The sequence below is a fragment of the Aeromonas sp. DSM 116730 genome, assembly GCF_046581335.1.
In the GTDB taxonomy this organism is placed as follows: domain Bacteria; phylum Pseudomonadota; class Gammaproteobacteria; order Enterobacterales; family Aeromonadaceae; genus Aeromonas; species Aeromonas rivipollensis.
Genome location: NZ_CP144265.1, coordinates 396,149 through 405,000, shown reverse-complemented (window position 1 = coordinate 405,000; position 8,852 = coordinate 396,149). Strand labels below are relative to the sequence as shown.

The following is an 8,852-nucleotide window of genomic DNA, read 5'->3' as shown; positions in this document are numbered from 1 at the left end:
TGCCAGGGTGTCACTCGGTCACAGCGGCAGGGCCCTGCATGTCGGGCGCAGGATCACCCTGGCATTCGCGCTGGTGATCCTCTCTGCCTTCATGCGGGTCTTGCTCCCTCTGTATTGGCCCAGTTTGACGATGACGGGATGGAACCTGAGCGGCTGGAGCTGGATAGCGGCCTATGGCCTGTTTGTCTGGGTTTACACCCCCATCCTGACCCGCCCCAGAGCGGACGGTCGTCCGGGTTAGCCATCAGGGGCGAGTGGCGGGATAGTGGATCAGATTGTGGAAAACGGCCGGGGCTATTCCCAGATTGCGGTAACCGTGGGGACGATCGGCGGCGAAGCGAACGGCTTCCCCCTGATCCAGTGAACGCCACTGCCCATCGACCAGCACCTCCATCGCCCCGCTGATGACGATGACATGTTCGGTCACCCCGGGTTCGTGGGGTTCAGATTCCCGTTGATAGCCGGGTAGCAGGGTCAACTCGAACAGCTCGAAACCGAACCGGCCTTCATAGGGGAACAGCGGCGCCACCTGCATACCTTCGCCCGCCGGTTGCTGGCGAATGTCATCGGCGATGCGATAGAGCGTTGCCCCCGTCACTGCCGGGGTCGGCTCGATAAAGCTGGAGAAGGAGACCCGAAACCCGGTGGCAATCTTCCACAGGGTCGCCACCGTCGGGCTGGATTCCCCCCGCTCTATCTGCCCCAGCATGGCCTTGCTCACCCCGGTCTCGCGGGCAGCCACATCCAGACTCCACCCCAGTTCGGCACGCAGCCCTTTCAATCGCTGAGCCAGATGCCGATTCATCTCCTGCATACGCCCTCTCCCGAATGCTGCATCTTCACCTTGTGCGCTATAGCGCACACCGCTATAGTCAAAGCCATATTGTACGCAATAACGCACAAGCTATCAGCATACACAAGGATGTCGCTATGCCCTTTGCTCTCCCTCACCTGGTCGCAGGCCTTATCGCCGTCCTGGTTGGCTATACCAGTTCGGTCGTACTGATCATTCAGGCGGCTACCGCCGCCGGCGCCGATGCAGCCCAGGTATCCTCCTGGCTATGGACGCTGGGTATCGGCATGGGCGTGAGCTGCATCGGCCTCTCCCTCTATTACCGCATCCCCGTGCTGACCGCCTGGTCAACACCAGGGGCCGCCCTGCTTATCACCAGCCTGGGCAATTTCAGCCTGGCGGAGGCCATAGGCGCCTTCATCATCTCCTCCTTGCTGATCACCCTGTGCGGCATCAGCGGCTGGTTTGACAGGCTGATGCGCCACATTCCGGCTCCGCTGGCCGCCGCCATGCTGGCCGGGGTGCTGCTCAGATTCGGGCTGGACCTGTTCAAGGTGGCCCCCCAGGATCCCCTGCTGCTTGGCGCCTTGCTGCTGGCTTTCTTGCTTGGCCGCCACCTCTGGCCCCGCTATACCATGGTGCTGGTCCTGGCCACCGGCATGCTGCTCTGCGCCCTGAGGGGCGAGTTGCAGCTGACTGAGATCCACTGGCAGCTCTCCAGCCCGGTGTGGATCTCGCCAACCTTTTCCATCAACGCCATGCTGGGGATAGCGCTGCCGCTGTTCCTGGTCACCATGACGTCGCAAAACATGCCGGGCATCGCGATCCTCCGTGCCCATGGTTATCAACCGGCCACCTCTTCCCTGATCGGCTGGACCGGCCTTACCGGTCTGCTGCTGGCCCCGTTCGGTGGTTACGCCTTCAACCTGGCCGCCATCACGGCCGCCATCTGCATGGGCAAGGAGGTGGATCCCGACGCCGCTCGCCGCTGGCCCGCCGCCGTGTGGGCGGGTTGCTTCTACCTGCTGACCGGTTGCTTCGGGGCGACCGTGGTCGCCTTGTTCAGCGCCTTTCCCACCGCGCTGGTGACCTGCGTGGCCGGGCTGGCACTGCTCGGCACCATAGGCAGCAGCCTGCACGGGGCGCTGCAGCAGGATGAAGAGCGGGAAGCCGCGCTGCTCACCTTCCTCATCACGGCCTCGGGGATCAGCCTGCTCGGTGTCGGTTCCGCCTGCTGGGGATTGCTGGTCGGCGTGGCGCTGCATCAAGTCAACCGACTCCGCGCCTGACCTGACCATCTGGGGAGACCCTAGTGAGACACAGCACATAATTCGGCAAGGATGGTTCACAGGCGAACCCCATTCCCGTCTAGTGAGGAGGAGGCGCAGATTCTTCCCGATACGCGCCTCTGTCAGACTCAATACTGGAGAAGAAGAATGAGGAATCAGGCTGTCATTTTATTGCTGACCCTGCTGGGCACCGCCAGTGCCCATGCCGCCGACACAGACAGGGAGCTGGCACGCCAGCTCGCACTGCAGCAGAAGAATCTGCTGCCCCTGCTCGCCAATCAGGAGTACCAGAGTCCGCTGCCCAACCTGCTGCAAAAGGCGAGCCCCAGGCTGAAGCGCCAAGCCACCGATGCCAATCAGGCCGCCATCAACCGGCAAGGGCTGGAGGGTGAAGTCAAACAGCTGATGCAGTTGCGACTGGCCAACCCCGAGCAGGCCAATGCGCTCAAGCAGGGAACAGAGCCGCTGATTGCCTACGTGCCGAGCGGCGATGAGAAGAGCTGGAGCGCCATCGAAGCCTTCGATGGCGCCGGCAATCCGGTCTACCTCGATGTGAACCAGCCACCGGCGCGACCCGTGCTGGTAGTGGAGGCCGATCCCGTCAAGGCCAAGAATGCCGGTCTGAAGGTGATGCGCAAGGCGCTGGCTGCCGCCGACATGCAGGTGGCCCCTCGTGCTGCCGACAACACGGCGCCCCTCAAGACCAGCATCCTCAAGAAGATCAGGCTGCAGGACGATCAGGAGCCCTGGTTGCTCGGCGCCGCCGAGGTCTACGCCGTCGTGGCCGGGGTCAATCCCGGCCGGGACGAACCCGTGGTGGACATAGTCGACATGCCCTACCTCGACCATGACAACACGGATTACAACCCGAACCAGATCCTGGTGTACTGGGATCGCTATCGCTGGGGCGCAGTCGACCTCGTCATGATGGAGCAGGATGACAACGTCAACTACAAGGAGCTGAGCGCCCTGCTGATCGAGGCGCTGAAGCTCGGCTTCACCGCCGGCGGCGTGCCGGAAGCCCTCCCCTTCCTCGATCTCGGCGGCCGCATCGTCAAGGCGCTGCCCGACTCCTGGATGACCAACAACGACGACTACCTGGACACCTTCTACACCCTGGAGCAGGACCAGAGCTACCACCAGTATCCCGGCGCCGCCGGCAATGCGGTCATCACGCTGGAGCCCAAGGAGATCCAGCCGACCAGACCCTGATCATCACCCATAGCAAAAAGCCAATGAGACAACTCATTGGCATTTTTTCGTTTCTGTATCAAGGGGCTCAAGGCCAGCTGAAATGATGCAAACTTATTTCTGGGTTAGGCTTCCCTGACGCTCAGGGGTGAGTGAAGCAGGGCAGGGAGCGGCTGAACCTGTGCTCGAACACCAGGGAGGTCTCGAGGTGCACCACCTCTTCCCGGGAGGTGAAGTGATCGAACACGAAATTGCGCAGGTGCTCGGTGTCGGCGACGCAGAGGTGCACCAGGAAATCATCCTTGCCACCCATGTGAAACAGGCTGATCACCTCGGGCAACGCCAGTATGGCATCGCGAAACGCATCTATGATCTGCCGGCTGTGGCGCGCCAGCTGCAGGGAGACCATGGCCTGGATATGGCCGCCCAGGGCCTGATAATCCACTTCGCAGTGAGCGCCCTTCAGCACCCCGTCCTGTTGCAGCTTGCGCACCCGCTCCAGGCAGGTGGAGGGAGCCACCCCGACCAGGGCCGCCAAATCCTTGTTGGTCATGCCCGCATCGCGAAACAGATGGGCCAGGATGTCCAAGTCCAGTTGATCCAGGTTTCTCATCTCTACTCCTTCCATCGCTCAATTTTTTTAGACTCTGCCCGTAAACCGGGCCGAACACAACGCAGATTGACATCGCACCCGCGCCCTCTATGCTGTGCCGCACTCAAACAGGGGGCCAACAAGTTCGTTTGACACCCTCTCAGCACCGACAAGGATCCTCATGCTCAGTGCCCACCCCTTCTGGAGCCTGGAGGTTCAGCGCCTCGACGGTCAGCTGTTGCTCACCCCCTGCCCCGGCAACCAGCAGGTTGCCCTGCCCCTCGCCCTGGCCCAGTTGCAGCTGGCCGGTGCCGGCGGTGTGCTCACGCTGATGACGGAGGATGAGCTGGCAGCACGCGGCGCAGGGTCCCTCGGCTCACTGGTCAGGGCCAGGGGCATGGCCTGGTTCCACCTGCCCATAGCGGACGATGAGGCCCCCGATGAAGCCTTCGAGCAAGCCTGGCCTCCCGTGCTGCCGCAACTGCTCGCCCTGCTGCGCGAGGGCAGGCACCTGGCCATGCACTGTCACGGAGGGAGCGGCCGCACCGGGCTGGTGGCGGCCCTGCTGCTGATGACCCTGGGCCAGCCCCAGCCGGAGGCCATGGCCGCCATCCGGGCCAGGCGGCCCGGCGCCTTCACCCTGGCCTGCCACCGTCACTGGCTCGACACCCGTGGGCGACGGCTGGCCGGGGCCGACTAAAGGGTGCCCTAGCCCATGGGCGGCTGATTAAGTGAATACCTTGCCGATAGCGGGTGAGCCAGCCCGAGACACCTAGCCTTTGGGCTGCTCGTAGGTGAACACCTTGCCGATGCCCTCCAACCAATAGCGGGTGAGCCAGCCCGAGACACCTAGCCTTTGGGCTGCTCGTAGGTGAACACCTTGCCGATGTCCTCCAGCCGGTAGCTGGTGAGCTGATAGACGTAGTAGTTGAGCCAGTTGGAAAACAGCAGGTGGCCGTGGCTGCGCCAGGTGGCGCGCGGAGTCTGGCCGGGATTGTCGTCCGGGTAGTAGTTGACCGGGATGACGGGGGTGAGCCCGGCCGCCAGATCCCGCTGATATTCGCCATCCAGGGTCAGGGCATCGTATTCCGGGTGGCCGGTGACGAACACCTGTCGGCAATCCTTGGTCGCCGCCAGATAGACCCCCGCCTCCTCCGACTCGGCGAAGATCTGCAGATCGGTGTGGGCGCGGATGAGGTCACCGTCGAAGGCGGCATAGCGGGAGTGGGGGGCGACGAACTCGTCATCGAAGCCACGCAGCAGCGGCTCGTGCTCATCGAGGCGATGGTGGCGATAGACCCCGGACAGCTTCTCGCCGTGGGTCTGCTTCTCCATGCCGTAGAGCGCCTTGAGCGCCGCCTGCACCGCCCAGCACAGGAACAGGGTCGAGGTCACGTGCTGATGGGACCACTCGATGATCTCGACGATGCGCGGCCAGTAGACCACCTCCTCGAACTCCACCAGCCCGAGCGGCGCCCCCGTGATGATCATGCCGTCGTAGTTGTTGCCACGCACCTGCTCGAAGTCGTGATAGAAGTTCTCCAGGTGCGCCTGGGGCGTGTTCTTCGACTCCCGATCGTCGATGCGCAGCAGATCCACATCCACCTGCAAGGGCGAGTTGGAGAGCATCCGCATCAGCTGGATCTCGGTCTCTATCTTCTTGGGCATCAGGTTGAGGATGAGCACCCGCAGCGGACGGATGTTCTGGGTGACGGCCCGGGATTCCGTCATCACGAAGATGTTCTCCTGCCCCAGCACTTCGGCGGCGGGCAACTGGTCCGGGATCTTGATCGGCATGCTGACTCCCTGTACTGCATCGGTAAATATGTCTGGACATCTAGAAGCCTATAATAAAGCGCTCATCCTGTCATCAGATACCTTTTGTATTCACCCCTGCCTTTGACTAGCATACGGCTCTGTGTGTCTCTCGTGCCCAACCCCATGACAGGAATCAAGATCTCGGTAGATCGGCTGCAAGTCGGCAATTACGTCTCCCTGCCACTGGGATGGCGCGAGCACCCTTTCCTGTTTTCCAGCTTCAAACTCAAGAGTGAAGAGGAGATAGAGCTGATCCGCCGGCTCGGTCTCAAGCTGGTGACCATCATTCCCGACAAGAGTGACGCCCCCCCCAAGCCCCTCGATCAGGTGCAGCCCGCACCGGATGGCACTGACGATCTCGTCGGCCGCCAGCAGGAGATGCAGCAGGAGAAGACCAGGCGCATCGAGCAGTTGCAGCGCTATCGTCGGGATCTGCAGCAGTGCGAGAAGCATTTCCAGCAATCCCTGGCCCAGGTGCGCAACCTGATGGGCAAGATCCAGTCCCGCCCCCTCAACGCCATCAATGAAGCCCAGGAGCTGATCAACGCCATGACGGAGCAGCTGCTGTCGGTGGACGAGATGGTGCTGCACCTGGTCTCCGACAGCGCGGATGGCAACAGCCTCCAGTTCCACTCCCTCAACGTCAGCGTGCTCAGCATGCTGCTGGCCAGGGAGTGCAAGTTGCCAGCCGAGGCTATTCGCCAGGTCGGCATGGGGGCCCTGTTCCACGACATCGGCAAGCTGAAGATCCCGAGCCAGATCCTGCGCAAGACAAGCCCCCTGACCAAACCGGAGCAGAACCTGATGGCCCAGCACCCGCGCTATGGCCTGGAGCTGCTGAGCCTGGCCAGCGGTTTCCCGGAGCCGGCGAAGCGCATAGTGCAGTACCATCACGAATATCTGGACGGCAGCGGGCCACAGGGGCTCAGGGGGGATCAGCTCGACCCCCTGACCCAGATAGTGTCCCTCATCAACGAGTACGACAACCTCTGCCACCTGCAGGCCAAGGTGCCCTACTCGGCCCTCGGCAACCTCTACAAGCAGCGCAAGGCCCAGTTCAACACCGACCACCTCGGCATGCTGATCCGCCTGATGGGCATCTACCCGCCCGGCAGCGTGGTGCAGCTCTCCAACGGCCAGGTCGGGCTGGTGATGTCGGTCAACGCCTCCCGCCTGCTCTACCCCGCCGTGCTGGTGTACGATCCCCGCATCCCGCGCCAGGAGGCGGCCATCATAGATCTCGAGCAGGCCGAGCTGACGATTGCCAAGGTGATCCACCCCAAGCGACTGCCCCCGGCGGTGTTCGAGTACCTCAACCCACGCACCCGGATCAGCTACTACTTCGAGCACAACAAGCCCTGATTGGGGTCCACCATCCAAGGAGTCTGCATGCGTATCGAGATCATCAGCACGGGGGACGAGATAGTGACCGGCCTGGTGGTGGACACCAACGCCGCCTGGCTCAGCGCCCTGCTGCTGGAGCAGGGCTGGCAGGTGCGCCGCCGCCTCACTGTGGGGGACAACCTCGCCGATCTGAAGGCCGCCTTGCAGGAGAGTGCCAGCCGGGCCGAGGTGGTGCTGGTGTGCGGGGGCCTGGGCCCCACCGCGGATGATCTCACCGCCCAGGCGGCGGCCGAGGCCTTCGGCCAGCCCCTGACCCTGTTCCCCGACTGGCTCGCCACCATGGCCGAGCGCTACGCCAGCCGGGGCCGCACCATGGCCCAGAGCAACAGCAAGCAGGCCTGGCTGCCCCGGGGCTGCGAGATCCTCGACAATCCGGTCGGCACCGCCTGCGGCTTCCTGGTCAGCCACGGCCAGAGCCAGCTCTTCTTCACCCCGGGCGTGCCGTTCGAGTTCAAACAGATGGTGTGCGAGCAAATCCTGCCGCGCCTCAAGGCGCTGGCGGGGGAAGAGACGGACACAGAGCTGCGCCGCTTCTATACCTTCGGCGTCTCGGAGTCCGCCCTCTCGGACAAGCTGGATGCGGCGCCCTGGCCTGCGGGTATCGAACTCGGCTACCGCTCCTCCATGCCCCTCATCGAGCTGAAACTCATCGGCCATGGGGCCAGCGCCGCCGACATGGCCGCCGCCGAGGCGCGCCTGCTCGGGGAGATAAGTCCCTGGCTGGTGGGACGGGGGAACGAGGAGCCGGCGCAGCAGATCCTGGCCCTGCTGGGGGCGCGGCCGCTGTGGCTGCAGGAAGGCGAGAGCCGGGGCGCCCTGCTGGCCATGTGCCACCCCCATCCGGTGCTGGAGGCCAGCTTCAGCCACAGCCTCCCCTGCGAGCTCGACCAACTGACGGGGAGCGGACAGGAACCCAGCCTGACCGTAGGCAGTGCGGGCCCCGACGGCGTGCCGCTGCTGCTGTGTGCAGACGGCCAGCGAATCGGCCAGAGGGTGAAGCTAAGTCACCCGGATCCCGAGAGCGGCCGCCGGATCCTCGCCTTCGCCGCCCTCGACATGCTGCGCCGTCACCTGCAGGGCCTGCCGGTGCTCGCCGACTACCTCACCCTGACCAGAACCGCCAGCCGCATCGACTGATACCGGGCTAGAAGGCGCCTAAGCCCGCGCTCCCATGCACCCAGTACCCGGCGAGCGCCAGGGTCAGCAGGCAGAAGGCCTTCTCGTAGCCCCCGCCGCTCTTGAGGGGCAGGCCGGGCAGCCGAAAGCGTCGGCGCCAGGGCCAGAACAGGGGAATGCCCGCCGGTGTGAGCCAATCCCCGAGCAGGTGGCTGAGGTAGCCGACGATGAGGGCGTCCTTCATCACCCCGGACAGAGGGCCGGGTGCCTGAAACTGCGCCAGCCCCCATATCCCCAGGCCCACCGCCAGCAGGCTGTGGGTGAAGCCGCGATGGCCGAACAGGCGGGAGAGCGGCCCCGAGATCCAGGGCAGTTGCCGGCCGAGCAGGGATTGGGGGTGATCGAGATCCGGCAGCAGGGCGCTGGCCAGGGCCATGGGCACTATGTGCCACAGGCTGCCTTCTGCCAGGGCCGGAGTGAGTTCGACCTTGTGGGCAAGCAGGGCGCAGGTAACGGAAAACAGCAGGTGGCCTTGGGCGGTCATGGGGCTCGTTCGGTTGGACAAGAGGGCAGTATGGTCGCAGCGACCGGCATCAGCGCCTCGGGGCGGCGGCAGATTAAAATCCCTTGAACCTCCCCTTGCAAGGTG

General features: G+C 64.0%; 10 protein-coding genes (1 of these 10 cut by a window edge). 6 read left to right on the top strand and 4 right to left on the bottom strand.

The annotated features are described in order from the left end of the window. Window positions 1-241, top strand: the 3' end of a protein-coding gene (locus tag Aeroheme_RS01980) for an NnrS family protein (RefSeq protein ID WP_411166612.1). The gene continues 953 nt to the left of window position 1, outside the view; 241 of the gene's 1,194 nt are visible here — the last part of the coding sequence; its start codon lies off the left edge, out of view; its stop codon occupies window positions 239-241. A 3-nt stretch (window positions 242-244) separates the two neighbouring features. On the opposite strand, the gene Aeroheme_RS01975 is transcribed toward Aeroheme_RS01980, so the two are convergent. Further along, entirely contained in the window at window positions 245-814 is a 570-nt protein-coding gene (locus Aeroheme_RS01975; protein ID WP_289987402.1) for a helix-turn-helix domain-containing protein, read from the bottom strand. Window positions 815-930: 116 nt separating this feature from the next. Between Aeroheme_RS01975 and Aeroheme_RS01970 the strand changes: the two genes are divergently transcribed. Both Aeroheme_RS01970 and Aeroheme_RS01965 read left to right on the top strand, forming a co-directional pair. Beyond that, window positions 931-2,082, top strand: coding sequence for a benzoate/H(+) symporter BenE family transporter (locus Aeroheme_RS01970; RefSeq protein ID WP_163149467.1), 1,152 nt, complete (start codon window positions 931-933; stop codon window positions 2,080-2,082). Window positions 2,083-2,229: 147 nt separating this feature from the next. Then, window positions 2,230-3,294 (top strand): DUF3103 family protein, encoded by a 1,065-nt coding sequence (locus Aeroheme_RS01965; protein ID WP_303808897.1) that lies wholly within the window; start codon window positions 2,230-2,232, stop codon window positions 3,292-3,294. Between the two features lie 121 nt (window positions 3,295-3,415). On the opposite strand, the gene Aeroheme_RS01960 is transcribed toward Aeroheme_RS01965, so the two are convergent. Further along, complete coding sequence (locus Aeroheme_RS01960) at window positions 3,416-3,886, bottom strand: Lrp/AsnC family transcriptional regulator (RefSeq protein WP_025325515.1); 471 nt, start codon at window positions 3,884-3,886, stop codon at window positions 3,416-3,418. A 160-nt stretch (window positions 3,887-4,046) separates the two neighbouring features. Here Aeroheme_RS01960 and Aeroheme_RS01955 point away from each other — a divergent pair, with 160 nt between their 5' ends. Continuing rightward, window positions 4,047-4,565, top strand: a complete 519-nt coding sequence (locus Aeroheme_RS01955) for a tyrosine-protein phosphatase (protein ID WP_411166611.1) — start codon at window positions 4,047-4,049, stop codon at window positions 4,563-4,565. Window positions 4,566-4,714: 149 nt separating this feature from the next. Here the strand turns inward: Aeroheme_RS01955 and metA are convergent, their stop codons facing one another. Next, window positions 4,715-5,662, bottom strand: coding sequence for a homoserine O-succinyltransferase MetA (gene metA / locus Aeroheme_RS01950; RefSeq protein WP_111910712.1), 948 nt, complete (start codon window positions 5,660-5,662; stop codon window positions 4,715-4,717). Between the two features lie 144 nt (window positions 5,663-5,806). Here metA and Aeroheme_RS01945 point away from each other — a divergent pair, with 144 nt between their 5' ends. Then, the gene (locus tag Aeroheme_RS01945) at window positions 5,807-7,045 is read left to right on the top strand and encodes an HD-GYP domain-containing protein (RefSeq protein ID WP_162627238.1); all 1,239 of its coding nucleotides are present in this window, start codon (window positions 5,807-5,809) and stop codon (window positions 7,043-7,045) included. Between the two features lie 27 nt (window positions 7,046-7,072). Next, window positions 7,073-8,224, top strand: a complete 1,152-nt coding sequence (locus tag Aeroheme_RS01940) for a competence/damage-inducible protein A (protein ID WP_411166610.1) — start codon at window positions 7,073-7,075, stop codon at window positions 8,222-8,224. Window positions 8,225-8,231: 7 nt separating this feature from the next. Here the strand turns inward: Aeroheme_RS01940 and Aeroheme_RS01935 are convergent, their stop codons facing one another. Beyond that, window positions 8,232-8,747 carry a metal-dependent hydrolase gene (locus Aeroheme_RS01935; protein WP_106885138.1) on the bottom strand — a complete coding sequence of 172 codons (516 nt, stop codon included), beginning with the start codon at window positions 8,745-8,747 and terminating at the stop codon, window positions 8,232-8,234. Between the last annotated feature and the right edge of the window lie 105 nt (window positions 8,748-8,852).

What these genes read in the sequence shown, in the direction of transcription:
- Aeroheme_RS01955 (WP_411166611.1), top strand. Translation starts at nt 4,047, where the DNA reads ATGCTCAGTGCCCACCCCTTCTGGAGCCTGGAGGTTCAGCGCCTCGAC.
- Aeroheme_RS01960 (WP_025325515.1), bottom strand. Translation starts at nt 3,886, where the DNA reads ATGAGAAACCTGGATCAACTGGACTTGGACATCCTGGCCCATCTGTTT.
- Aeroheme_RS01965 (WP_303808897.1), top strand. Translation starts at nt 2,230, where the DNA reads ATGAGGAATCAGGCTGTCATTTTATTGCTGACCCTGCTGGGCACCGCC.
- Aeroheme_RS01945 (WP_162627238.1), top strand. Translation starts at nt 5,807, where the DNA reads ATGACAGGAATCAAGATCTCGGTAGATCGGCTGCAAGTCGGCAATTAC.
- Aeroheme_RS01935 (WP_106885138.1), bottom strand. Translation starts at nt 8,747, where the DNA reads ATGACCGCCCAAGGCCACCTGCTGTTTTCCGTTACCTGCGCCCTGCTT.
- Aeroheme_RS01975 (WP_289987402.1), bottom strand. Translation starts at nt 814, where the DNA reads ATGCAGGAGATGAATCGGCATCTGGCTCAGCGATTGAAAGGGCTGCGT.
- metA (WP_111910712.1), bottom strand. Translation starts at nt 5,662, where the DNA reads ATGCCGATCAAGATCCCGGACCAGTTGCCCGCCGCCGAAGTGCTGGGG.
- Aeroheme_RS01940 (WP_411166610.1), top strand. Translation starts at nt 7,073, where the DNA reads ATGCGTATCGAGATCATCAGCACGGGGGACGAGATAGTGACCGGCCTG.
- Aeroheme_RS01970 (WP_163149467.1), top strand. Translation starts at nt 931, where the DNA reads ATGCCCTTTGCTCTCCCTCACCTGGTCGCAGGCCTTATCGCCGTCCTG.